Source organism: Arthrobacter sp. HS15c (genome assembly GCF_040812005.1).
In the GTDB taxonomy this organism is placed as follows: domain Bacteria; phylum Actinomycetota; class Actinomycetes; order Actinomycetales; family Micrococcaceae; genus Arthrobacter.
The window spans coordinates 242,457-267,253 of sequence record NZ_JBFOHM010000005.1 but is presented as its reverse complement, the minus strand read 5'-3'; the positions used below and the strand labels follow the sequence as shown (position 1 = coordinate 267,253).

The 24,797-nt window shown below is 63.7% G+C and carries 18 protein-coding genes and 1 pseudogene; 16 read left to right on the top strand and 3 right to left on the bottom strand.

Translation table 11 applies throughout. The features are described from left to right. The first annotated feature begins 74 nt into the window (after positions 1-74). The 4 genes from purU (at position 75) to ABV518_RS10085 (ending at position 5,166) form a co-directional block, all read left to right on the top strand. Positions 75-989 (top strand): formyltetrahydrofolate deformylase, encoded by a 915-nt coding sequence (gene purU / locus ABV518_RS10100; RefSeq protein WP_078028491.1) that lies wholly within the window; start codon positions 75-77, stop codon positions 987-989. Between the two features lie 55 nt (positions 990-1,044). Beyond that, on the top strand, positions 1,045-3,537 hold the full coding sequence (locus tag ABV518_RS10095; RefSeq protein ID WP_367766888.1) for an FAD-dependent oxidoreductase: 2,493 nt from the start codon (positions 1,045-1,047) through the stop codon (positions 3,535-3,537). A gap of 130 nt (positions 3,538-3,667) precedes the next feature. Beyond that, positions 3,668-4,294 (top strand): cyclodeaminase/cyclohydrolase family protein, encoded by a 627-nt coding sequence (locus tag ABV518_RS10090; protein ID WP_367766887.1) that lies wholly within the window; start codon positions 3,668-3,670, stop codon positions 4,292-4,294. Next, positions 4,291-5,166 (top strand): bifunctional 5,10-methylenetetrahydrofolate dehydrogenase/5,10-methenyltetrahydrofolate cyclohydrolase, encoded by an 876-nt coding sequence (locus ABV518_RS10085; protein ID WP_367766885.1) that lies wholly within the window; start codon positions 4,291-4,293, stop codon positions 5,164-5,166. Before ABV518_RS10090 ends, ABV518_RS10085 begins: the two co-directional genes overlap by 4 nt. 104 nt (positions 5,167-5,270) lie before the next feature. Here ABV518_RS10085 and ABV518_RS10080 read toward each other — a convergent pair whose 3' ends face one another. Further along, entirely contained in the window at positions 5,271-5,966 is a 696-nt protein-coding gene (locus ABV518_RS10080; RefSeq protein WP_367766883.1) for a GntR family transcriptional regulator, read from the bottom strand. A 118-nt stretch (positions 5,967-6,084) separates the two neighbouring features. Here ABV518_RS10080 and ABV518_RS10075 point away from each other — a divergent pair, with 118 nt between their 5' ends. The 8 genes and pseudogenes from ABV518_RS10075 to ABV518_RS10040 all read left to right on the top strand — a co-directional run bounded on the left by ABV518_RS10075 (position 6,085) and on the right by ABV518_RS10040 (position 15,743). Beyond that, on the top strand, positions 6,085-6,960 hold the full coding sequence (locus ABV518_RS10075; RefSeq protein WP_367766881.1) for a methylenetetrahydrofolate reductase: 876 nt from the start codon (positions 6,085-6,087) through the stop codon (positions 6,958-6,960). Between the two features lie 12 nt (positions 6,961-6,972). Continuing rightward, positions 6,973-9,294, top strand: coding sequence for an FdhF/YdeP family oxidoreductase (locus ABV518_RS10070; protein ID WP_367766880.1), 2,322 nt, complete (start codon positions 6,973-6,975; stop codon positions 9,292-9,294). 2 nt (positions 9,295-9,296) lie between these two features. Beyond that, the gene (gene folE, locus ABV518_RS10065) at positions 9,297-9,899 is read left to right on the top strand and encodes a GTP cyclohydrolase I FolE (RefSeq protein WP_367766878.1); all 603 of its coding nucleotides are present in this window, start codon (positions 9,297-9,299) and stop codon (positions 9,897-9,899) included. 247 nt (positions 9,900-10,146) lie between these two features. After that, positions 10,147-11,421: a molybdopterin molybdotransferase MoeA gene (locus tag ABV518_RS10060; RefSeq protein WP_367767068.1), complete on the top strand. Its 1,275-nt coding sequence runs from the start codon at positions 10,147-10,149 to the stop codon at positions 11,419-11,421. Then, positions 11,409-12,290, top strand: coding sequence for a formate dehydrogenase accessory sulfurtransferase FdhD (gene fdhD, locus ABV518_RS10055; RefSeq protein WP_367766876.1), 882 nt, complete (start codon positions 11,409-11,411; stop codon positions 12,288-12,290). Before ABV518_RS10060 ends, fdhD begins: the two co-directional genes overlap by 13 nt. Continuing rightward, positions 12,277-12,384: pseudogene (locus ABV518_RS10050) on the top strand (molybdenum cofactor biosynthesis protein MoaE); the annotation flags it as partial. The gene fdhD and the pseudogene ABV518_RS10050, both read left to right, overlap by 14 nt. A gap of 148 nt (positions 12,385-12,532) precedes the next feature. Next, positions 12,533-13,333, top strand: a complete 801-nt coding sequence (locus ABV518_RS10045; RefSeq protein ID WP_367767067.1) for an IclR family transcriptional regulator — start codon at positions 12,533-12,535, stop codon at positions 13,331-13,333. 436 nt (positions 13,334-13,769) lie between these two features. Beyond that, positions 13,770-15,743 (top strand): BCCT family transporter, encoded by a 1,974-nt coding sequence (locus ABV518_RS10040; protein ID WP_367766874.1) that lies wholly within the window; start codon positions 13,770-13,772, stop codon positions 15,741-15,743. 100 nt (positions 15,744-15,843) lie between these two features. On the opposite strand, the gene ABV518_RS10035 is transcribed toward ABV518_RS10040, so the two are convergent. Continuing rightward, complete coding sequence (locus ABV518_RS10035; RefSeq protein ID WP_367766873.1) at positions 15,844-16,776, bottom strand: LysR family transcriptional regulator; 933 nt, start codon at positions 16,774-16,776, stop codon at positions 15,844-15,846. Positions 16,777-16,937: 161 nt separating this feature from the next. On the opposite strand from ABV518_RS10035, the gene ABV518_RS10030 reads away from it, so the two are divergent. The 4 genes from ABV518_RS10030 to ABV518_RS10015 all read left to right on the top strand — a co-directional run bounded on the left by ABV518_RS10030 (position 16,938) and on the right by ABV518_RS10015 (position 23,054). After that, on the top strand, positions 16,938-18,239 hold the full coding sequence (locus ABV518_RS10030; RefSeq protein WP_367766871.1) for an SRPBCC family protein: 1,302 nt from the start codon (positions 16,938-16,940) through the stop codon (positions 18,237-18,239). After that, the gene (locus tag ABV518_RS10025) at positions 18,236-19,651 is read left to right on the top strand and encodes a ferredoxin reductase (protein WP_367766870.1); all 1,416 of its coding nucleotides are present in this window, start codon (positions 18,236-18,238) and stop codon (positions 19,649-19,651) included. Before ABV518_RS10030 ends, ABV518_RS10025 begins: the two co-directional genes overlap by 4 nt. Before the next feature lie 107 nt (positions 19,652-19,758). Continuing rightward, positions 19,759-20,976, top strand: a complete 1,218-nt coding sequence (fdhA, locus tag ABV518_RS10020) for a formaldehyde dehydrogenase, glutathione-independent (protein ID WP_367766869.1) — start codon at positions 19,759-19,761, stop codon at positions 20,974-20,976. A gap of 104 nt (positions 20,977-21,080) precedes the next feature. After that, positions 21,081-23,054 (top strand): BCCT family transporter, encoded by a 1,974-nt coding sequence (locus ABV518_RS10015; RefSeq protein WP_367766867.1) that lies wholly within the window; start codon positions 21,081-21,083, stop codon positions 23,052-23,054. Positions 23,055-23,472: 418 nt separating this feature from the next. Here ABV518_RS10015 and ABV518_RS10010 read toward each other — a convergent pair whose 3' ends face one another. Next, positions 23,473-24,765: a LuxR C-terminal-related transcriptional regulator gene (locus tag ABV518_RS10010; RefSeq protein ID WP_367767066.1), complete on the bottom strand. Its 1,293-nt coding sequence runs from the start codon at positions 24,763-24,765 to the stop codon at positions 23,473-23,475. Positions 24,766-24,797 lie beyond the last annotated feature (32 nt).

Sequence of the window (24,797 nt, the reverse complement as noted above, 5' to 3'; positions counted from 1 at the left end):
CGCTGATTCCCAACCCTAATATATCAGTTTATGATCTGAGAATATATCTACGGGAAGATACCTAAGGAGGAGACATGACCCTAGTGGCAACAGACTCATCAACCAGCACGCTGACTCAGAACGACCCCCGTGTAAAGGACACCGCCCAGAAGTTCGTACTCACACTGTCGTGCGTCGAACGTGCCGGCATTGTCCAGGCGGTCACCACTTTTCTCTTCGAACGTGGCTTCAACATCGACGAGCACCAGCAGTTCGACGACGGGCTCCGCGAGACGCTGCACCTGCGCACCGCATTCTCGGGTTCCCCCGAGTACACGCCGGAGCGGCTCCAGGAGGAATTCAGCGCCATTGCGGACCGCTTCGAGATGAAGTTCAGCTTCCATGACCAGACCAAGCAGCGCATTCTGGTCATGGTGTCCAAGTTCGGCCACTGCCTGAATGACCTGATCTTCCGCTGGCGCGGCGGCAGCCTGGGCGGCGACATCGTCCTCGTGGTGTCCAATCATGAAACCCACCGTGCCATGGCCGACGCCGCCGGATTGCCCTTCATCTACCTCCCCGTCACCCCCGAGACGAAGGCAGACGCCGAACAGCGCCTGCTGGACCTCGTCGACGAGCACAACATCGACCTGGTGGTGCTCGCCAGGTACATGCAGGTGCTCTCCGATGACCTCTGCCGCTCCCTTGAAGGCCGGGCCATCAACATCCACCACTCCTTCCTTCCTGGCTTCAAGGGAGCACGCCCGTACCACCAGGCGTACGACCGTGGCGTCAAACTGGTAGGTGCCACTGCCCACTACGTGACTGCTGAACTCGATGAAGGGCCAATCATCGAACAGGAAGTCATCCGGGTGGACCACAGCTACGGTCCCACCGCACTGTCAACAGTCGGGCAGGATGCGGAAGCGCTGGCACTGTCCCGCGCCGTGCGGTGGCACTGCGAGCACCGTGTGTTGCTGGACCAAACCAGCACTGTCGTGTTCCGGTAAACACGACCACCACATCAGCGTCAGACAACACACGAAGATCAGCAGGAGAAACCACATGGCTTCGACGCCAAGCATTGTCATTATTGGAGCGGGAATCGTCGGCACGAACCTGGCCGACGAACTGGTCGCGCGGGGTTGGAACAACATCACCGTCCTGGACCAGGGACCCCTGAACATGCCTGGAGGCTCCACGTCCCACGCTCCGGGCCTCGTTTTCCAGACGAACCCTTCAAAGACCATGGCTGCCTTCGCCAAGTACACGGTGGAGAAGCTCCTGTCCCTGAGCGAGGACGGCGTCAGCTGCTTCAACCAGGTCGGCGGCCTGGAAGTTGCCACCACCGAGACCCGCCTCGCGGACCTGAAGCGGAAGCTCGGCTATGCCGCCGCGTGGGGCATCGAGGGCAAGCTCCTTTCCCGCGAGGAATGCAAGGAGCTCTACCCGCTCATCAATGAGGAAGACATCCTGGGTGGCCTCCACGTACCCAGCGACGGACTGGCACTCGCCGCCCGCGCAGTCCAGCTGCTTATCAAGCGCACGGAAGCCGCCGGGGTTAAGTACATCGGCAACACCGAGGTCACCGGAATCGAACAGTCCAACCGCCGGGTCACAGGAGTGGAGACCGCTGACGGCGTCATCCCTGCGGACATCGTGGTTTCCTGCGCCGGCTTCTGGGGCGCCAAGATCGGCGAAATGATCGGGATGTCCGTCCCGCTCCTCCCGCTGGCCCACCAGTACGTCAAGACCACTCCCGTCCCGGCGCAGCAGGGCAAGAACGAACTGCCCAACGGCGCTTCGCTGCCCATCCTGCGGCACCAGGACCAGGACCTCTACTACCGCGAACACGGCGACCGCTACGGCATCGGTTCCTACGCGCACCGCCCCATGCCCGTGGATCTTGACGAGCTGGGCAGCTACGAACCCAGCAGCATCAGCGAACACAACATGCCTTCGCGCCTGGACTTCACTCTGGAGGACTTCCTTCCTGCGTGGGAGGCCACCAAGCAGCTGCTGCCGGCCCTCCGCGAAAGCGAAATCGAGGATGGATTCAACGGCATCTTCTCCTTCACCCCGGACGGGGGCTCCCTGGTGGGCGAATCGAAGGAAGTGGACGGCTTCTTTGTGGCTGAGGCCGTGTGGGTGACCCACTCCGCCGGCATTGCCCGCGCCGTTGCCGAGCTGCTGACCACCGGCAAGTCCAGCATTGATCTTGGTGACTGCGACATTCACCGCTTCGAAGAGGTCCAGCTGACCCCCGAGTACGTCAGCGAAACGTCCCAGCAGAACTTCGTGGAAATCTACGATGTCCTGCACCCGCTGCAGCCCAAGCTCTCTCCGCGCAACCTGCGCGTCAGCCCGTTCCACGCCCGCCACAAGCAGCTGGGCGGCTTCTTCCTGGAGGGCGGCGGATGGGAGCGCCCCTACTGGTTCGAAGCCAACGCCGAACTGCTCAAGGAGATGCCTGACGAATGGCAGCCGCCGGCACGTGACGCCTGGTCCGGGATGTTCAGCTCGCCCATCGCCGCCGCCGAAGCATGGAAGACCCGCACCGCCGTGGCCATGTACGACATGACCCCGCTCAAGCGCCTTGAGGTCTCCGGCCCCGGAGCCATGAAGCTGCTGCAGGAGCTGACCACCGCCGACATGACCAAGAAGCCGGGGGCCGTGACCTACACCCTCCTGCTGGACCACGCCGGCGGGATCCGAAGCGATATCACTGTGGCCCGCCTGAGCGAAGACACCTTCCAGCTCGGAGCCAACGGAAACATCGACACGGCCTACTTTGAGCGGGCCGCACGTCACCAAACCGAGAACGGAACCGCCAGCGACTGGGTCCAGGTCCGCGACACCACCGGGGGCACCTGCTGCATCGGTTTATGGGGTCCCCTCGCCCGGGACCTCATCAGCACGGTCAGCAGCGACGATTTCACCAATGATGGCCTGAAGTACTTCCGGGCGAAGAAGGTCACCATCGGCGGCGTCACCGTCACCGCAATGCGGCTTTCCTACGTCGGCGAGCTGGGCTGGGAACTGTACACCAGCGCAGACAACGGCCAGCGCCTGTGGGACGCACTGTGGAAGGCAGGGCAGCCGTTCGGCGTGATCGCTGCCGGCCGCGCCGCGTTCAGCTCGCTGCGCCTGGAAAAGGGCTACCGCTCGTGGGGCACCGACATGACCACCGAGCACGACCCGCTGGAAGCGGGACTCGGTTTCGCCGTGAAGATGACCAAGGAAAACTTCGTCGGCAAGGCCGCATTGGAAGGCCGCACCGAGGAAAACTCCGCCCGCCGCCTTCGCTGCCTGACGGTCGACGACGGCCGCAGCATCGTGCTTGGCAAGGAACCTGTCTTCTACAAGGACCAGGCAGTTGGCTACGTCACGAGCGCCGCTTATGGCTACACCGTTGCCAAGCCGATTGCCTACGCGTACCTGCCCGCCGCCGTCTCCCTGGGCGACTCGGTTGAAATCGAGTACTTTGGCCGGCGCATCCAGGCCACCGTCACGGCCGATCCACTGTACGACCCCACGATGACCCGGCTCCGCGGCTAACAGCCGCCGGGCCATTCAAGGGCACGCGGCCCGGACTCATTTCCTCGCAACCAGAGTCCGGGCCGCTGCTTTTCCATGGCCCATCCATGCCCAGGCCAGTCGACTAGAGCTTCAGCCCCCAGGAAGACACATGATCAGTTCAGAAACAATAAACGACTACCTCGCCAGGCTTGCCTCGCGCGAACCCACCCCCGGCGGCGGCGCAGCCGCGGCTCTCCACGCCGCCCAGGGGGCAGCCCTTGTTGCCATGGTCGCCAGGTACACCACCGGTACGAAATACGAACAGCACGCCGAACTCGTCACCAGGATCATCAGCAGCGCCGACGGCCTGGTGGCCGAGGCCGTGGGCCTCGCAGACGCCGACCAGCACGCGTTCCAAGGCGTCATTGACGCGTACAAGCTCCCCGCCGGCACTGACGACCTCAAGGCTGCACGGACAGCGTCCGTCCAGGACGCGCTCGTCCAGGCCGCGGAAACACCGGCCCAACTGATCCTCGTGGCCGGAGCCGTCGTGGATCTCGCCACGGAACTGTTCGAGGTGGCCAATCCCAACGTGATCAGCGACGTTGCCGCCGCCGTCGACGCTGCCCGGGCAGCCGCCACCACTGCACGGGTAAACATCGACATCAACGTGGTGGCCATCAAGGACACCGAAACACGTTCCCGGCTGGCTGCCCAGACCGATGGCCTTGAGGACAAGGTCATCCTGGCGGCCGACTCGCTCGTGAAGCGCGTGCGCGAAAGGATTCTCGGTTGAGCACCACACTCCTCTCTGGACGAAACCTGGCAAAGCTCATCCAGCAGAAGGCCCACGACGAAGCCCGGGACCTCGAAACTGACGGCCTGCGCCCCACCCTTGCAGTGGTTGTGGCCACCGACGACGGCTCCACGCACTGGTATGTGCGGTCCATCGAACGGGCCGCAGAAACCGCGGGCATCAACTGCCGGATCGTGGACCTTGGCCACGACGCGACAGGCCAGGCGCTGGCTTCTGTCCTGAAGGACCTCAGCTCCGAGCCATCGGTGAACGGGATCATCCTGCAGACGCCATTGCCTCCGGGCGTTGACGCAGATGCGCTGGTTGGGCACATCGCCCCCGAGAAGGACATCGACGGCGCGAATCCGCTGAGCCTTGGCCGGCTGGCTGTGGGCCAGCCCTCGTTCGCCCCTGCCACGGCACGGGCCGTCACCGAGATCCTTGACCACTTCGACATCCCGGTGGCGGGCCGGAACGTCGTCGTGATTGGACGTTCCGCCGTCGTCGGAAAACCGCTGTCCCTGCTGCTGCTGGAACGCGACGCCACCGTCACCGTCTGCCACTCCAGGTCAGGGGCGCTGGAGAAGTACACCAAGACGGCCGACGTCGTGGTGGTCGCTGCCGGTCGTACCGGCCTGCTGAACGGCGGCCACATTTCCTCCGGCGCCATAGTGATCGACGTCGGCACCAACGTCCTTTCCGACGGGTCCCTCGTGGGGGATGTGGACGAAGCCAGCGTCCGGGGCATCGCCGGGGCCCTGACACCCGTTCCGGGCGGCGTCGGCTCCGTCACCACGTCCCTGCTTCTCCTGCACACCACCGAGGCCGCGCGGGAACAGTCGCGTGCCTTGGTCCGGGGAACAGCCGGGTAATCCACGGCAGGCCCACCTGCTTCACCTAGGACCCGTTGTAGTCTTCGCGCCCGTTCAGATCCATGCGATCTGTACGGGCGCGAAGGCCGTGTGCTGCCAACGTGCTACAGGACGGCCCTGATGAGGTTCTCGAAGTCCGTCACATGCTTGGTGGTCAGCCGCGCAGCAGCTTCGGAATCCCCTTCCGCGATGCACTCCAGCAGCTCAATGTGCTGGGCAATATGCTCGGATACCGGGGGAAGTTTCTCCAGCACAAGGCTCCAGATGCGCGTCGCAAGGTTGTCATAACGGATCAGGACATCCTCAAGATGACGGCTCCCTGTGGCCCGGTAGATCATCCGGTGGACCCGCATGTCCAGGCGCATCAGGTCCCGCTGGGAGTGCGTTCGAGGCAGGAGCTGGCCGACTTCCGTGGCAAATTTCTTGATCTCCTGGCGGAGCTGCGGCGACGCCATCCGGGCTGCCCGTGCTGCGGCCGCAGGCTCCAGAAGCTGCCTGATTTCGGAGATTTCAGCCAGATCCGTGATGTCCACCCCGGCGGCGAAGGTTCCGCGGCGGGGATACGCCACCACCAGATGGTCGCTCTCAAGGCGCTTCATGGCTTCCCGGATGGGTGTCCTTCCCACTCCGAGCCGCCTGGAAATCACTTCGTCATTCAATGGTTCGCCAGGCTTGATGTCCAAAACGATCAGTTCATCACAGAGCACCCTGTAGGCGAAGTCGGCGAAGGACTCGTCCTCCTGCCTCGCTGGCAGGAAGGGCCCCCCAATATCCGACGGTAGTTCTCCACCGCTTGCCATTTCCAAGTCTCCTCCCGATGCACGGCTGAGCCTTGACGCGAAGGCCTCCTGTACATAGTATTCCTAGAACTGATATATCAATATCCCATCAAAAAAATGTCAACCCTAACGGAGAGCAATGAGCACAGAAGCTGTTGCAAGGATACGGCTGGAAGTGGTTCCGTCCGCCGATCTGCTCACGCAACTCCCTGCGGCTTTTGACACCACGGGATCCGTCAGCGTGACGTGCCTCCCGCACCACGGGCCTGCACGGACCGTAGCTGCGTCCGTAAAGCTGGCACGCCTGGGTTACCACACGGTTCCCCATCTCGCGGCCCGCAGCATCACGGGTGCGGCAGAACTCCATTCGCTGCTGCTGCAACTCGAGGAGGCCGGCGTCTCGGAGGTGTTTCTCGTTGCCGGTGACCGGCGCACGCCCGCCGGCCCCTACAGCTGGAGCGGAGAACTCCTTGAAGCGGTCAACGCCTATTCACCCGACTTCTCCATAGGAATTGCCGGTTATCCGGAAGGCCACCCGCAGCTCAGCCAGGAACAACTCAGCAGCAGCCTCCTCACGAAAGCACCATTGGCGTCCTCCATGGTCACCCAGATGTGCTTTTCCGCCGAGGCAATCAGCCGGTACCTCCGGTCAATCCGCAAAGCCGGCATAGAGCTGCCCGTGTGGGTCGGAGTCCCCGGCCCGGTGTCCGTCAGGAAACTGGTATCGCTGGGAGCCCGCCTCGGCGTGGGCCGCTCCCTCAAGCTGGCCCGCGGGACCGGGATGGCGGGAGCCCTCTGGCGAGGGGACGACTTCCTGAGCTACGACAGCGGACGCCTGATCCGCGAGGTCCACCGGGAGCTGGTTGGCGATCCCCTCTTTGCCGGGTTCCACGTCTACACCTTCAACGACCTCGGCCGAATGCCCGGCCTCCTGGATGATCTGCGGACACTGCAGCCGACCGCCATGCTGGCCCCAGGCAGCACCTCCATTCCATTGTTTCCTGCCAAGATCTGAAGGGAAGATCACATGGCTTCCAAAGCCCCCAAGCAGAACATCGACGAGTCAAAACTGACCGTGACGAAGCCCAAAACGACGGCCGTCGGCCTTCCGGCCGTAGCGAACGCGTTGAAAATTTCCCTTGAGCAGATGGGCCCGCTGCGCAGCATCCAGACACTCATGGCTGTCAACCAGGTTGACGGCTTTGACTGCATGGGCTGCGCCTGGCCGGAACACGAAAAGCGCAATGCTGCGGAATTCTGCGAGAACGGCGCCAAGGCAGTGGCCGAAGAAGGCACGCGCCGCCGCGTCACGCCAGAATTCTTCGCACAACACTCCATTGCGGACCTAAAGACCCGCGATGACTTCTGGCTGGGTCAACAGGGCCGGCTGACGCATCCGATGCTCCTCGACGAAGGCGCAACCCACTACAAGCCCATCGCGTGGGACGACGCTTATGAGCTGATCGCCCAGGAGATCAGGGATATGGAGCACCCCGATCAGTCGGTCTTCTACACCTCCGGGCGGACATCTAACGAAGCAGCCTTCGCCTACCAGCTCCTCGTTCGCGGCATCGGGACGAACAATTTGCCCGACTGCTCCAACATGTGCCACGAATCGTCCGGTTCGGCCCTGGTCGAAACGATCGGTATCGGCAAAGGCTCCGTCAGCCTCACGGACCTGGAAACGGCGTCGCTGATTTTCGTGGCGGGGCAAAATCCCGGCACCAACCACCCGCGTATGCTCAGCGCGCTGGAGAAGGCGAAGAAGAACGGCGCCGTCATCATCTCCGTGAATCCGCTTCCCGAGGCCGGGCTCCTGCGGTTCGAGAATCCGCAGAACATTTCCGGCATGGTGGTGGGCACACAGCTGACCGACGACTTCCTCCAAATCCGTGCCGGCGGCGATCAGGCCCTCTTCCAGGGGCTAGGCAAATACCTTCTCGAAGCCGAAGCCCAGGGGCGTAAGACCCCCGGCCTCCCCACTGTGCTGGACCATGAGTTCATCAAGGACCACACCGTTGGAATCGACGAATACCTGCGGTACCTCGAAAAGGCGGAATGGGACGACATCGTCGAAGCCACGGGGCTGACACTGGAACAGATCAAGTCCACCGGCGAGCGCCTCCTGGCCTCGAGCGCCACGATCGTCTGCTGGGCCATGGGCCTGACCCAGCACAAGCACTCGGTTCCCACCCTCCGCGACGTGGTCAACGTCCTGCTTCTGCAAGGCAACATCGGCAAGCCCGGAGCCGGCGTCTGCCCCGTCCGTGGCCACTCCAACGTCCAAGGTGACCGGACCATGGGCATCTTCGAGAAGATGCCGGAGCACTTCCACGACCGGCTTGACCATGAGTTCGGATTCCTCTCCCCCCGGGCGCATGGCTTCGACACCGTGGCCGCCATCCGCGCCATGCGGGACGGCAAGGTCCGAGTATTCATCGGCATGGGCGGCAACTTCGTGCGCGCAGCCCCCGATTCCGAGGTCACGGAACAGGCGCTGGCCAACACCCGCCTGACGGTGCAGATCTCCACGAAACTGAACCACTCCCACGTATCGACCGGTCGTCGTGCGCTGATTCTCCCAACGCTCGGACGTACGGAGAAGGACACCCAGCGTACCGGCGACCAGAGGGTGACCGTGGAGGATTCCATGAGTGCGGTCCACGCCTCCCGTGGTCGCCTGAAGCCCGCCAGCGAGCACCTGCATTCCGAAGTGGCCATTGTCTGCAACATCGCCCACAAAATCTTCACCGGCAGCGACAACCTCCCGCTGCCCAATACCCCCAAAGCCGACTGGCTCGCCATGAGGGACGACTACTCCATCATCAGGAAACACATCGAAGCTGTCCTCAGCGGCTTCGAGAACTTCGAGGAGCGGATCCAGAGCCCTGGTGGGTTCGTCCTTCCCCACCCGCCCCGGGACGCCAGGAAGTTCGACACCGCTTCGGGCAAGGCACACTTCACAGGCAACGAACTGGAATTCATCAGGGTCCCCGCGGGACGGCTCGTCCTGCAGACCTTGCGCTCCCACGACCAGTACAACACCACCATCTACGGCAAGGATGACCGCTACCGCGGCATCCACGGCGGGCGCCGCGTCGTCATGATCAACGCCGACGACATTACTGAACTGGGGTTCACCGACGGGGACATGGTTCATCTCATCTCCGAATTCCAGGGCACCGAACGACGCGCCGAGAACTTCCGCATCGTGTCATACTCGACGCCCAGGGGTTGCGCGGCAGCCTACTACCCGGAAACCAACGTCCTCGTGCCGCTCGACTCCGTAGCCGATACCAGCGGCACGCCAACCTCCAAGTCCGTCATCGTGCGTCTTGAGCGGGCCTGACCGTGACTGCTGACCTGCAGACAGAACCAGCCGTTGCCAAAAGGGTGGACGGGCCAAGGGTGGAGCGGGCCGTCCGCGAATACCTTCTGGCCATCGGAGAGGACCCCGAAAGGCCCGGACTGGTGGACACCCCGGCCCGCGTTGCCCGCGCCGCCGCGGAAATGTTCGGCGGGCTCCACGAGGATCCCCTTGCCGTCCTGGAAAGGACCTTCGACCTCGGCCATGGCGAAATGGTCATCGTTAAGGACATCCCGTTCTATTCCACCTGCGAACATCACCTGGTGCCGTTCCATGGCGTGGCACACGTGGGCTACATCCCATCCGCCGAAGGACTCGTGACCGGCCTCAGCAAGCTTGCCAGGCTGGTGGACGTCTTTGCGCGAAGGCCTCAGGTCCAGGAGAGGCTCACCACCCAGGTGGTGGACGCGCTTGTTACGTCGCTGCGGCCTCTGGGGGCAATTGTGGTGATCGAGTGCGAGCACCTGTGCATGTCAATGCGGGGCGTCCGCAAGCCCGGGGCAAAGACCATAACGTCCGCAGTCCGTGGTGAACTGCGCCTGCCGGCCGCCCGGGCCGAGGCACTGAGCCTCATCCACGGCCGATAGGAAATCCCGCCCGGCATTCCACTGACAGCCTTCGTCCTTGCGAAGGATGAGCTGTCCCGTTCCTGTAAATGGTGCTTCGGTGGCCTGAAACCTGGGGAGGTATCCTCATCGAAGCACCGCTTTCGGGCGACGGGGCAGCACCGGCAGTGGCCGGACAGTACAAGGGCGTTTCATTGCATCACTACCTTATGGAAAGGGGCACCCCTTGCTGGCCCAAGATAACGCCACCAGCGGCAGCAGTTCGGAGGTGCGCTCTGCATGGCGTCCTTCCGGACATTCCTCCCCCACCTGGCTCGAAGCCCGTCAACTGGCTTTCGATTGCGCGGTCCCGCTCGCGCCCGTGGAGGTTCCCCTCGCATTGGCAGCAGGCCACACGCTTACCCGTAACATCACCGCCCTGCAGGAACTCCCGCATTACCACTCTTCTGCCATGGACGGCTGGGCGATCAACGGCGGCGGTCCATGGATCCTTGCCGGCCATGAACCTTTTTTGCGCCCCGGGAGTGCCAGCGTCATAGCCACCGGGGGACTGGTACCTGTAGGCGCCCAGTCGATACTCCGCAAGGAAAGTGGCCAGATCCATCAAGATGCCGACGGCAGCCTTCTCCTGCGGCTCAGTGACAATGCAAAGGAAGGCGAGCCGGGCCTGGGCCAGCACATTCGCCTCGCCGGCGAGGAAGCTGCTGCCGGTGAGGTGCTGATCCCCGCCGGCACAACACTGAACCCGGGCCACATTGCCCTCGCTGCCGTGGCGGGCCACGACAACCTGCAGGTGCAGGCCAAGCCGGTGGTCGGCGTCGTATTGACCGGTTCCGAAGTGGTCACGTCAGGCATTCCGGAACCGGGACATGTCCGGGACACTTTTGGTCCGCAGCTGGGCACCGTCATTTCCCTTCTCGGCGGCACGCCTGCCGGCTCCCTGCGGATCGGGGATTCCTACCCCGAGTGGCTCGCGGCACTTGGCGGTTCTGACGCGTTCCCCGGGCCGATGCCGGACCTGACCATAACCACTGGCGGAACCGGATGTTCCGGGACAGATCATTTTCGCGCCGCCATCGCTGCCCTTGGCGGACAGCTGTTGCTGGATGGCATCGCCATGCGGCCAGGCCACCCGGCAGTCCTGGCGGGGCTCCCGGACGGCCGCTTCGTCGTCGGGCTGCCCGGTAACCCACTGGCAGCAATGATGGCCCTCATCACTATTGGGGGACCGCTGCTGGAGGCACTCGGCGGCAGGCCCCTGAGCGCCATTGGACAGGTGGCCTCCGCGGCTGACGTTGATCCGTGCCACGGCCGTACGCGACTGATTCCCTGCACGTTCATCGAGGGGCTTGCCTTCCCTACCTCGCATACGGGGCCCGGCATGATGCGTGGACTGGCCTGGGCCGACGGCGTCATGGCCGTGCCCCCTGGTGGAGTCCAGTCCGGCGAGCCGGTTTCCGTGCTCCCACTCCCCTGGACGCAGGCCAACGAAACAATCCTTGCCACCACCCACAGAGCACGGAGCACCGCATGGCCCGCATGACACAGCGCCGCAAGATCCACCGCTTCCATTTGGACGGTTCCGGCGCCGAATACCCGGTGCGGTTCAAGGAAGACGTACTCGCCGCCGAGGAGCCCTTGGAAATCCGCATCGGCGGCCGCTCCTTCGCTGTCACCATGAGGACCCCGGGGGACGATTTTGACCTGGTGGCCGGGTTCCTGGTCTCGGAAGGCATCATCAGTTCCCACTCCGAGCTGGTATCGCTGCGCTTTTGCGCGGGCGATGCCGGGGGAGAACAGACGTATAACGTGGTCGAGGCCCAGCTGAGGCCGGATGTACCCATGCCTGACACCATGCGGCATGTCTATACCTCAAGCTCCTGCGGCATCTGCGGAACAGACTCGATCGATTCGGTCCGCAAGACCCTGCCCTTCGATCCTGCCCAGGACACGCTGCAGATTCCCGTGGATGTCCTCGCCGAACTGCCGGAGCGGCTTCGCGAGGCCCAGGCGGTCTTCGACAAGACGGGCGGCGTCCACGCGGCTGGCCTGTTCACAGTAGATGGCGCCCGCCCTGAGTTGCTTTGTCTCCGGGAGGATGTCGGACGCCATAACGCTGTGGACAAAGTGGTGGGATGGGCGCTGCGCCAAAACCTGCTGCCTCTGAGTGGCACCGTCCTCCAGGTGTCCGGGCGCGCGTCCTTCGAACTTGTCCAGAAAGCTGCCATGGCCGGCATTCCCGTCCTGTCTGCTGTGAGCGCGCCCTCAAGCCTGGCCGCTGACCTCGCCGTCGAGACCGGAGTGACGCTGGTTGGATTCAGCAGGGGACACAGCCTGAACGTCTACGCCGGTCGTGAAAGGCTGGGCCGTCCGCGGAAGGTGGCCCGCGAGGAGACCTATGCCAGGCCTTGACGTTGTCTTTGCCGAGTTCAGCGCTGACCCCATCTCGGTGGACCAGGCCACAGCTGCCGTCCAGGGCGACGAAGCCGGGGCCGTGGTCAGTTGGTGCCGACGGGGTCCTGCGTTGCCGCGCCTGACGCCGATTGACGGCCTTGCGGCAGTGTCGGTCTAGGATGATTCAAGATGAGCAGGAAGGGTGGCTGGAACCTCCATCCGGGCTCGCACACCCTGCATAGATGACGACACGAGGCATGATGGCCGCACGCAATGACCCGGACAAGGACGCCGAGGCGCAGGCTGGAGGCGTCCAATCTGTGGACCGCGCGCTCCAGATCCTGGACATCCTGGCCCGCGAAGGCGACGCCGGCGTGAGTGAAATCGCCGAAGAGATGGGGATTCACAAGTCCACCGTGTCGAGGCTTGTGGGATCCTTGGTCGGGCGCGAGCTGGTGCGGCAGAACAGCGAACGTGGAAAGTACCAGCTGGGATTTGGCATCCTGCGCCTGGCATCGTCCATCCCGGGCAGGTTGAGCGTAGTTCACGAAGCCAGGGAGGTTCTCGAGAGCCTCGCAGCGGCATATAAGGAAACAGTCAACCTGGCCGTGCTGCGATCGAATTTCGCCGTTAACGTGGACCAGGCAATGGGACCCTCAACGCTGGCCACGTATGACTGGGTGGGCAGCCTGACACCGCTGCACGCAACGTCCAGTGGAAAAGTGCTGCTCGCTGCCCTGACTGCCGACGAAAGGGACGCGATCTTCAAAAGGATCGGCCTCCCTGCCCGCACGCCACGGACCATCACCAACCGCACGGAGCTTGAGAAGCAGCTTCTGGACGTCGCCCGCAATGGCTATGCCGTCGTTCACGAGGAGTTCGAGATCGGGCTGACGGCGGTTGCAGTGCCGATCTACAACCACCTGGGAAACGTCATCGCTGCGGTGAGTATTTCCGGCCCCGCCTTCCGGTTCACGCCGGAAGACCAGCCCGGGCTTGTTGACGGGCTCAAGGATGCAGGCCTGACCATCAGCACAAAAATGGGCTACAGGCGCCGGTAGGCCCGGCCCAACGGGCATGTTTCGCAATCCTCACGGGGATCCTTTGCGCTGTCTTCTTGCGCAACGGCCATCGTGATACGCAACAGCGGCTTCCATCTCCCGGCGGGTGTCACATTCCCGGCAAATCCGCCCCAACCCTTGACATCCCTTGCTATCGAGCGCAATCTGTTGCTTACTACGAACACCGTTGAGCCATGCGGAACGATTCCGTCTTAACCCACGTAGCGCGAAATCAATCCCCTCAACATAGAGGTGCCCATGCACCGGAGCCCCGGACGCACCCCCGGAAACCGCCGGCGGGCACCACAAAGTGCAAAATGTCGACGGCAACAACATGATCATCGAATCGGGCGAGGCCCCCAGCCTTCCGCCCGGCCTGACTCCCGAGGGCCATGTTCACCGCAGGCCCATGCCTCACCGATCAAAGGACCCGCTCATGGCTTCTCATAGTGACCTAAAATCCCATACCCCAGAGGAGTTGCCTGCCGACTACGCTTTGGCAGTAACTCCCCCCAACGAAGACCCCAACCCCGCTGTCCTTGATCCGGAGGACGGGTCCGGAGAACCACTGCCGGACGTCGAAGAGTACGAGCAAATCCTCGAAGAGCTGCGTACTGCCAAAACCGAGCAGGCCGTCTCGGCACGCCGGAACCACTCGCTCACCCTCGACAAGGTCACCTTCGGAATCACCGGCGCCATCGCCATCGCCTTTGTGATCTGGGGCTTCGTGGGCCGGGACAGCCTCGCCTCGTCCTCCACGGTTGCCCTGAACTGGGTCATGGAATACACCGGCTGGCTCTTTATGGTCCTGGCCTCCCTGTTCGTCGTCTTCGTCCTCTGGCTGGCCCTGGGCAAGTTCGGCAACATCCCGCTGGGCAAGGACGGCGAGAAACCCGAATTCCGAACCGTCTCCTGGGTCGCGATGATGTTCGCCGCCGGCATGGGCATCGGACTGATGTTCTACGGAGTAGCCGAACCGCTCTACCACTACATCTCTCCCCCGCCCGGAACCGTGGACGGCCGCACCCCCGCAGCGATCCAGACGGCCATGGCCACCTCAATCTTCCACTGGACCCTGCACCCCTGGGCAATGTACGCAGTAGTCGGCATCGCCATGGCCTACGGCACCTACCGCCTCGGCCGCCGGCAACTGGTCTCCGCAGCCTTCACCTCACTCTTCGGCATCAGAATGGTCGAAGGCCCGCTCGGGAAATTCATCAACATCCTCGCCATTTTCGCCACCCTCTTCGGCACCGCCGCTTCCCTGGGCCTCGGCGCCCTCCAGATCGGCAGCGGCATGACCTCCAACGGCTGGTTCGGCGAAGTCGGCACCCCCGTGCTCGTCGGGATCGTCGCGGTCCTGACCTTCTGCTTCGTCGCCTCGGCCGTCTCCGGCATCAGCCGCGGCATCCAGTGGCTCTCCAACATCAACATGGTCCTCGCCGTCGTCCTGGCACTCATCGTCTTCATCGCCGGCCCCACCCTGTTCATCCTCAACCTGATCCCCTCCGCCGTCGGCGACTACGCCCGCGACCTGGCCGAAATGTCATCCCGGACCGAAGCAGTCGGCGACGAAGCCCTTCGGAGCTGGATGACCGGCTGGACCATCTTCTACTGGGCCTGGTGGATCTCCTGGACACCCTTCGTCGGCATGTTCATCGCCCGCATCAGCCGCGGCCGCACCATCCGCCAGTTCGTCACCGGCGTGCTGCTCGTGCCCAGCGTCGTCAGCGTCATCTGGTTCGGCATCTTCGGCGGAGCCGCTTTCCACATCCAGCAAGAAGCCGACAAAGCAGGCACCCCCGGGCTCGTAACAACAACCGACGGAGTCTCCTCCGTCAACTTCGACGGCGCACTCTTCGACCTGGTCAAGAACCTCGGCATGCCCGGCTGGCTCACCGCCGCCGTCATCATCCTGGCCATGGTCCTGGTCGCAATCTTCTTCGTCACCGGCGCCGACGCCGCCTCCATCGTGATGGGATCCCTCAGCTCCAACGGCGCCGAACACCCCCGCCGCGGAGTCGTGATCTTCTGGGGCACCCTCACCGGCGCCGTAGCCGCAGTCATGCTGCTCGCCGGCGGCGACGAACCCTCCGAAGCCCTCGCCGGCCTGCAACGCATCACCATCGTCGCAGCACTACCCTTCATCCTCGTCATGCTCCTGCTCTGCTTCGCCCTCGCCAAAGACCTACGACGCGATCCCCTCTCCCTCCGACGGCGCCTGGCCACATCCGTCGTCGAACGGGCCATCAGAACCGGAGTCGAACAACACGGCGGCGTCCAATTCGACCTCGTCACCAAACACGACTGCGCCGACACATGCCCGGACCCCGACTCCCACCAAGGCGGCACCCACACCGGCAGCATCCCAACCATCCAAACCCACCAAACAGACCCACCCAAACACTAAATAACACCACCAACAACAACCCGCCCCGGCGGCACGCGGCACCCCACCCCGTGCCACCGGGGCACACCCACACCCCCACCCAGCAGGAATGTATTGCCATTTAGAGATCGTCTTCGGGTCGGGCGGCGAGGATCCGATTGGCCCTGGCCTGCAGGATGCCAAGCGACTCCTGGATCAGGGGCGATGCGATGCTGCCCCTCCGCACCGCAGCGACGATGCGGCGCGCGGGTTTCCCTTTGCCGGTAATGCGCAGTCGAACCACGTTCTCGGCACTACGCAGGGGTGCCAGCCGCGGCAGCAGGCCCACGCCAAGCCCAGCACCCACGAAGGCGATCTGGGTTTCCCACTCAACGGCCTCATGGGCAACCCGCGGTGTCACTCCCACTGCTGTGAACGCCGCGGTGAAGAGGGAATGGTACGTGGAGCCGGCGGCCTCGGTGATCCACGGTTCCCCTGCGAGCTCTTCGAGCGTCACCCTTTCCCGCGATGCCAATGGATGGTCACCGGGAATGATCACGTCCAGGGGATCGTCGAGCAGAACTGTCTGCTCGAAGCGCGGGTCGTCCTCAACATAAGTGTCGGACTGCATGGCAACAATGACCGCCAGGTCGATTCGCTCGGCAACCAACAAATCGAAGCAGCGGGCCGGGTCGGCCTCCAGTACCTGCACCTCCAGCAGGGGGCGTGTTGAACGCAGGGTGGCGGCCAGCGGCGCGAGCAACTGCGCGGCCGCCGTCGAGAATCCGCCGAGCCCAAAACGGGACGGCACCTGGTCGCCTGCCTCCATGGCGGCAGCGCGCAGGCTCTCCCATTCGGCAATGAGGCTGTCCGAGCCCGCCACGAGAAACCGGCCCGTGGCGGTCAGCCGCACACCCCGGCCGTCCTTGGTCAGCAGCTGCATTCCAAGCAGGCGCTGGAGCTCCCGCAACTGCGCAGAGACGGCGGAGGGGGAATACCCTGTGAGCTCCGCGGTTGCGCCAATGGTTCCGCACCGGGCAAACACCCTAAGTGTGATAAGCCTCGCATCAATCATGCACCTATTGTGCACGGATATCTTCCAAATCTTGCGCTTTTGTTGTGGATCAATGATCCCTAATCTCATCATTACAAGGTTTTCGACAACGCCGCTCGCACCCCACGCAGCCGTGGTCCCCACGAATCACACACTTATCCACGCCTCCCGGGAGGAAACACATGTCCGTTCCAGTCTTGCCCCTCAACTCTCGCGGAAAACTCGCTTCATCTTTGCCTGCAGAGCAGCTGGCGGAGATCACCGAGTTGTTCGAGTTCCGGCGCACGGGATATTCCCTCGATGCCCCCTTCTACACCGACCCGACGATCTTCAGCATCGACATGAAGGCCATCTTTGGCCAGCACTGGATCTTTGCCGGCAGCATCGCGGAACTGCCGGAGCCGGGTGACTACATCACCGTCGACTACGGGCCCTACTCCCTGATCGTGCTGCGCAACGACGACGGCGGCGTGAACGTCCTGCACAATGTGTGCCGCCACCGCGGCGCCCGTGTCCTGACCGAGCCCGCGGGGTCAACAGGAAACCTGGTCTGCGGCTACCACTCCTGGACATACTCCCCCGAGGGCAATCTGATCCACGCCTCGGCACCGGGGGAGACAAAGTTCGACAAGGGCTGCTTCGGCCTCAAGCGCGCCCACAGCCGCGAGGTGGCCGGACTCATCTTCGTCTGCATTGCGGACGAACCGCCGACGGATTTCGACGAAACCGCCAAGATCTTCGAGCCATACCTCGCGCCCCACGATCTGTCGAAGACGAAAGTCGCCTACCAGCAAAACATCATCGAGGAGGGCAACTGGAAGCTCGTCATGGAGAACAACCGTGAGTGCTACCACTGCGACGGACACCCGGAGCTCGCCTGCTCCCTCTTTCCCACCTGGGGACTGACGGAGGGCCTGATCCCGGCCCATCTCGAAGAAGTATGGGACCGCAACAAGGAAGCCCAGTCCTCGCTCGAGGAGCGTTGCCGCCGCTATGACCTCCCCTACGAGGTCGTCGAGGAGCTCGACACACGCATCGCCGGAATCCGCATCTCACGGGAATCGCTCGACGGAGAGGGCGAATCGTTCTCGCCCGATGGGCGCAGGCTCTCCAAGAAGCTGCTCGGCGACTTGCGGGACTTCCGCCTTGGCCGCTGCTCGATGCACCTGCAGCCCAACAGCTGGTTCCACTTCCAGAGCGACCACGTCATCACGTTCGGCGTCTTCCCCGTCAACGAACACCAGACCCTGGTACGCACCACCTGGCTGGTAGCTGACGACGCCGAGGAAGGCGTCGACTACGATCTGGACAAACTCACCTACACCTGGAAGCAGACCAACCTGCAGGACAAGGCGTTCGTGGAGCTGTGCCAGAAGGGTGCCGGCAGCCCCGCCTACCAGCCCGGCCCGTACATGAAGAGCGAATACCAGGTCGAGGCGTTCATCAACTGGTACGTGCAGCGTGTCCAGGAGCACTTGGCATGATTGAACTCCTCACCGAGACGGCCATCCAGGAACCACAGCGCATTCGCGGTCTTGAGATGCCGTGGAACAGGGTCATGGGCAGCACCGAGGCGCCCGCCCGCGCTGCCCGTGCACTGGGCCCCTGGCATCCACAGGAGTTCATGGCCGAATGTGTGGAGACCGTTCCCGAGGCGGGCGGCCTGATGACTTTCGTGTTCCGCCGCTGCGACGGTGCGCCCCTGGCGTTCCGTGCGGGCCAGTATGTGAACGTCGCTTTCCCGGTGAACGGCGAGGACCAGGATCCGGTGGACCGCAGCTATTCGCTGTCCAGTTCCCCGACTGAGCCTTGGACCTTCAACATCAGCGTCAAGCGCGACCCCACGGGACTGGTTTCACCGTGGGTGCACGAGAATGTCAAACCCGGCACTGTGCTGGAGATGCTCGGACCGGTCGGCGCATTCCACTTGCCGGATGCCGACCGCCGGGCGCGGTATCTCTTGCTGGCCGCCGGCGCAGGCATCACCCCCATCATGTCCATGGTGCGGACCATCCACTCCCTGCCCGGACATGCCGATGTTGTGGTGCTTTACCACGGAGCGGAGGCCGGAGGCTTTGCCTTCCACATGGAGCTGGCCTACATCGCCTCCGTGGACTCGCGCATCAAGGTCTTCTACTCCCTGGGCGACCGCAACAAACCCGAGGGGTGGGAAGGGCTCAGCGGAAGGCTGACGGCAGCCATGCTGGATGAGGTGGCCCCCGATGCCAACGGCCGCCAGGTCTATGCCTGCGGCCCGGAGGGTTACCTGAACACCGCCACCGAGCTCCTGGGGAAGGTTGGCGTCGACGATACCTCCATTTATATGGAATTCTTCTCGGGAGATCGTCAGACGCTCCTTGAATACCAGGCGGAGCTCGCGCTCGCAGTGGACATTGCCGAAGAAATCGCCGAGGAAATCGCTGACTCCGCCGAGGACTACTACGAAAGCCAGCCCTCAGCGTTCGGGCTCTACGAGCCCGGCTACGACGCCGAGGGAACCCTGAAGGCCACGGGGCTGCCGCTGGAAACCGTCGACCCGGACGCACCCGGTTCCGAAAACCCCGACGGCGGTTCGGGCGGGGCGCCGGAGGCCGGGGCTCCCGATGCTTCGACCTTCGACACCGTAGGAACGGGAAGCCTCACCCTGTCCTTCATGCGCACCGGCATCAATGTGCGCATCGACCCCACCGAGCACATCCTCGGTCCGGCACAGCGTGCGGGCGTCAGGATCGGCGCGAACTGCAAGGAAGGCATGTGCGGCTCCTGCAAGGTCGTCAAGCTTTCCGGGGAGGTCGAGATGAACCACCAGGGCGGGATCCGGGCACGGGAAATCGATGCAGGCAAGTTCCTGCCCTGCTGCTCCACAGCGCGCACCGATATGGTGATCGACGCCTAGCCGCTCCAGCTTGCTTCACCAAAACTGACAACAACTACCTCACAGACTGTCTGATGCGACCAGCATCGCCGTGAGGAGTTCGATCGCCAACCCATAGGAGCCATTCAATGTCAGGTAACAAAGCCGTTGCATACAAGGCGCCGGGGATCGTGGAAATCATCGATACCCCGTTTCCCACCTTTGAACTGCAGGCCGGGCCCGGCGTCAATCCCGTCAATGTCGGCCGGAAGGTCCCGCACGGAGTCATCCTGCGCACCGTAAGCACCAACATCTGCGGCTCGGACCAGCACATGGTTCGTGGCCGCACGACCGCCCCGGCCGGCCTCGTCCTGGGGCACGAAATCACCGGGGAAGTCATCGAGACCGGGCCCGACGTCGAGTTCATCAAGGTCGGGGACATCGTTTCGGTCCCCTTCAACATCTCCTGCGGGCGCTGCCGGAACTGCAAGGAGGGCAAGACAGGAATCTGCCTGAACGTGAACCCGGACCGTCCAGGGTCTGCCTACGGCTATGTTGACATGGGCGGATGGGTCGGCGGGCAGGCGGAGTTCGTCCTGGTCCCCTACGCGGACTGGAACCTGTTGCGGTTCCCTGATCGCGACCAGGCCCTCGAGAAGATCATGGACCTGACCATGCTCTCGGACATCCTCCCGACCGGTTTCCACGGAGCCGTTACGGCTGGTGTCGGCGTCGGGTCGACCGTCTATGTTGCCGGGGCCGGTCCCGTGGGGCTTGCAGCGGCGGCCAGCGCGCAACTGCTGGGGGCCGCGGTGGTCATCGTGGGGGATCTAAATGAGGACCGCCTGGCCCAGGCCCGATCCTTTGGCTGCGAAACCGTCAATGTGGCAATCGGCGATCCGGCTGACCAGATTGAGCAGTTACTCGGCGTCCGGGAGGTCGATGCCGGCATCGACGCGGTCGGTTTCGAGGCCCGCGGACACGGACACGGTGCCGGGGCCCAGGAGGCACCGGCCGCCGTGCTCAATTCGCTGATGGACCTCACCGCAGCCGGCGGGTCCGTAGGCATTCCCGGCCTTTATGTCACCGGGGATCCGGGTGCCGCGGACCAGGCGGCCCAAAAGGGCAGCCTGTCCCTGTCCCTGGGCACCGGCTGGGCAAAGTCGCTCTCCTTCGCGACCGGCCAGTGCCCGGTGATGAAGTACAACCGGCAACTCATGATGGCGATCCTGCATGACAGGATCCAGATCGCCAAGGCGGTCAACGCCACGGCCATTTCGCTCGAGGATGCCCCGCGGGGGTACGCGGAATTCGATGCCGGAGCCGCCACGAAGTATGTCCTTAACCCGAACGGCTACATCAACTAGTCCGGGGAAATGCGTTGGACCGGGAGGAAGGTTGGGGGCTTCCTCCCGTTGAAGGCCAAGTTATGAATCGCAAGCCCATGATCCGCCGAGCAAAGGACCCGCTCATGGCTATTAGCCGTGACTTAAAACCCTCACCCCCAGAGGAGTTGCCTGCCGACTACGCTTTGGCAGTAACTCCCCCCAACGAAGACCCCAACCCCGCTGTCCTTGATCCGGAGGACGGGTCCGGAGAACCACTGCCGGACGTCGAAGAGTACGAGCAAATCCTCGAAGAGCTGCGTACTGCCAAAACCGAGCAGGCCGTCTCGGCACGCCGGAACCACTCGCTCACCCTCGACAAGGTCACCTTCGGAATCACCGGCGCCATCGCCATCGCCTTTGTGATCTGGGGCTTCGTGGGCCGGGACAGCCTCGCCTCGTCCTCCACGGTTGCCCTGAACTGGGTCATGGAATACACCGGCTGGCTCTTTATGGTCCTGGCCTCCCTGTTCGTCGTCTTCGTCCTCTGGCTGGCCCTGGGCAAGTTCGGCAACATCCCGCTGGGCAAGGACGGCGAGAAACCCGAATTCCGAACCGTCTCCTGGGTCGCGATGATGTTCGCCGCCGGCATGGGCATCGGACTGATGTTCTACGGAGTAGCCGAACCGCTCTACCACTACATCTCTCCCCCGCCCGGAACCGTGGACGGCCGCACCCCCGCAGCGATCCAGACGGCCATGGCCACCTCAATCTTCCACTGGACCCTGCACCCCTGGGCAATGTACGCAGTAGTCGGCATCGCCATGGCCTACGGCACCTACCGCCTCGGCCGCCGGCAACTGGTCTCCGCAGCCTTCACCTCACTCTTCGGCATCAGAATGGTCGAAGGCCCGCTCGGGAAATTCATCAACATCCTCGCCATTTTCGCCACCCTCTTCGGCACCGCCGCTTCCCTGGGCCTCGGCGCCCTCCAGATCGGCAGCGGCATGACCTCCAACGGCTGGTTCGGCGAAGTCGGCACCCCCGTGCTCGTCGGGATCGTCGCGGTCCTGACCTTCTGCTTCGTCGCCTCGGCCGTCTCCGGCATCAGCCGCGGCATCCAGTGGCTCTCCAACATCAACATGGTCCTCGCCGTCGTCCTGGCACTCATCGTCTTCATCGCCGGCCCCACCCTGTTCATCCTCAACCTGATCCCCTCCGCCGTCGGCGACTACGCCCGCGACCTGGCCGAAATGTCATCCCGGACCGAAGCAGTCGGCGACGAAGCCCTTCGGAGCTGGATGACCGGCTGGACCATCTTCTACTGGGCCTGGTGGATCTCCTGGACACCCTTCGTCGGCATGTTCATCGCCCGCATCAGCCGCGGCCGCACCATCCGCCAGTTCGTCACCGGCGTGCTGCTCGTGCCCAGCGTCGTCAGCGTCATCTGGTTCGGCATCTTCGGCGGAGCCGCTTTCCACATCCAGCAAGAAGCCGACAAAGCAGGCACCCCCGGGCTCGTAACAACAACCGACGGAGTCTCCTCCGTCAACTTCGACGGCGCACTCTTCGACCTGGTCAAGAACCTCGGCATGCCCGGCTGGCTCACCGCCGCCGTCATCATCCTGGCCATGGTCCTGGTCGCAATCTTCTTCGTCACCGGCGCCGACGCCGCCTCCATCGTGATGGGATCCCTCAGCTCCAACGGCGCCGAACACCCCCGCCGCGGAGTCGTGATCTTCTGGGGCACCCTCACCGGCGCCGTAGCCGCAGTCATGCTGCTCGCCGGCGGCGACGAACCCTCCGAAGCCCTCGCCGGCCTGCAACGCATCACCATCGTCGCAGCACTACCCTTCATCCTCGTCATGCTCCTGCTCTGCTTCGCCCTCGCCAAAGACCTACGACGCGATCCCCTCTCCCTCCGACGGCGCCTGGCCACATCCGTCGTCGAACGGGCCATCAGAACCGGAGTCGAACAACACGGCGGCGTCCAATTCGACCTCGTCACCAAACACGACTGCGCCGACACATGCCCGGACCCCGACTCCCACCAAGGCGGCACCCACACCGGCAGCATCCCAACCATCCAAACCCACCAAACAGACCCACCCAAACACTAAATAACACCACCAACAACAACCCGCCCCGGCGGCACGCGGCACCCCACCCCGTGCCACCGGGGCACACCCACACCCCCACCCAGCAGCAGAGGTTATTACATGTACGACCGCCACGATCAAGGCCCGACTCTCCGGGTTAGCAGGAACGGAAAAGAGTCAGTGGATATCCAGCTTGAAGCATCGAGTCCTGTGACCGTTCGGCTGCTGCTGGATGGTTGCTGCAACTGCCAGGACCACACCGAAAACCGCCCCGGCTCGTATGTTGACAGCGATCTTGGTCTCCGCTGACGGCGGCTGCGCCGCATCCGACCCGGAAGCATGACTGTTCAGCTGGGCGTTGCGGGATCGCCACTCGGCGCTCGGTGTGCAGAATGTGGTGGACGTTCTGCCGCCCTTCGCGAACGGTTAATGCTTCAATTCACCGCAGGCCGAAGCTGGTTGCCAGAGCTATCGCCTCCGTACGCGAGGTGACGCCCATCTTCCGGAAGATGTTTCCCACGTGGAACTTGACCGTGTTTTCACTGATGTTGAGGGCGCCTGCGATGGACCTGTTCCGCTGACCGGATGCCAAGTGCTGCAGCACTTCCAGCTCGCGGCTGCCCAATTTCCAAGCGCTGACGTCGGCCGGAGCAGCCTGCGGGGCATCCAACGGCAGTGTCACTGAGACATCTGCACCCCAGCCGGGCATGACTTCTACCTGCATCTTTCCGTCCAGGGCCTGGACCCGCCGGTCCAGCCTGCCCAAACTGGATGCGTCCGCCGCAAGAGTCCCGCCGCCGTCGTCGCGGACATTGATCAGCAGATTCTCGCCGTCGCAATCCCACTGGGCCCTGACCCTTCGAACTTCCGGCTGGTCCAGCATGGCCAGCAGTAAGCCCCGCACGATCGCTCGGGCGGCATGGGCGACTTCCCCCGGGAGTGCCCGCCCGGTCAGGGGAGGTTCGACGAACTGTACCTCCACCCCGCTGAAACGGGTCAGCGGAAGAAGGTCTTCCCGGAGGCGCTCGAATGCCCTGGCTACCGGCTCTTCGATCAGGTCCGTGGTCCTGTCACTCAATGTGCGCAGCCGCACAAGGGCTTTGGCCACCAAATCAGTGGCTGCTTCACGTGCTGCGGCGTCGTCCAGTGCCGTTGATCTCAGCGCCCCGGCGACGATCTCAAGCGTCGTCGCGTGCTGGTCCACCAGCTCGGAAGTCACCCGGAGGCGTTCAGCTGACGCCGCCCTGGACTCCAGCAAATATGCAGGCGGAGCATCCGCGATCTTTTCCTGAATCCTGCGCGCGGCAAGGTGCCAGAGGTACTTGGCGATATCTGCGTCCGCCGCCGCGTTACCGGCCTCACGGCCGGGCACAACAGGGTCCGTGAGCACCAGCAAAGCCCTGCTGGAGAGGTATTTCATCGCGAGAACTGGTCGTTTCTTTGCGGCTATCACGGCCTCCCCCACCCAAGGTTCCTCCCCGCTGAGGCCAGCACGGAGGCTGTCCAGCTCATCGATGGACACGCCTGAGATGATGCTCTCCAATCCCGCCTTCTTCTGGGGCCTGCCGGTGCAGTCCTCCGTGAAGATGACCAGGGCACTGCTGCCGAGATAAGGAGCCAGCGCCTTCCGTAGTTCTTCCGCTATGGAGGTCAGTGACGCGTTCGCCACCGCCGCGACGGACTCCAGCAAAGGCCATGGCAAAGCCGGGACGCCGGGGCCGCCATGCGGCATGAGGGAGGGGAGCCTGTCCACTGGGGAGCTGG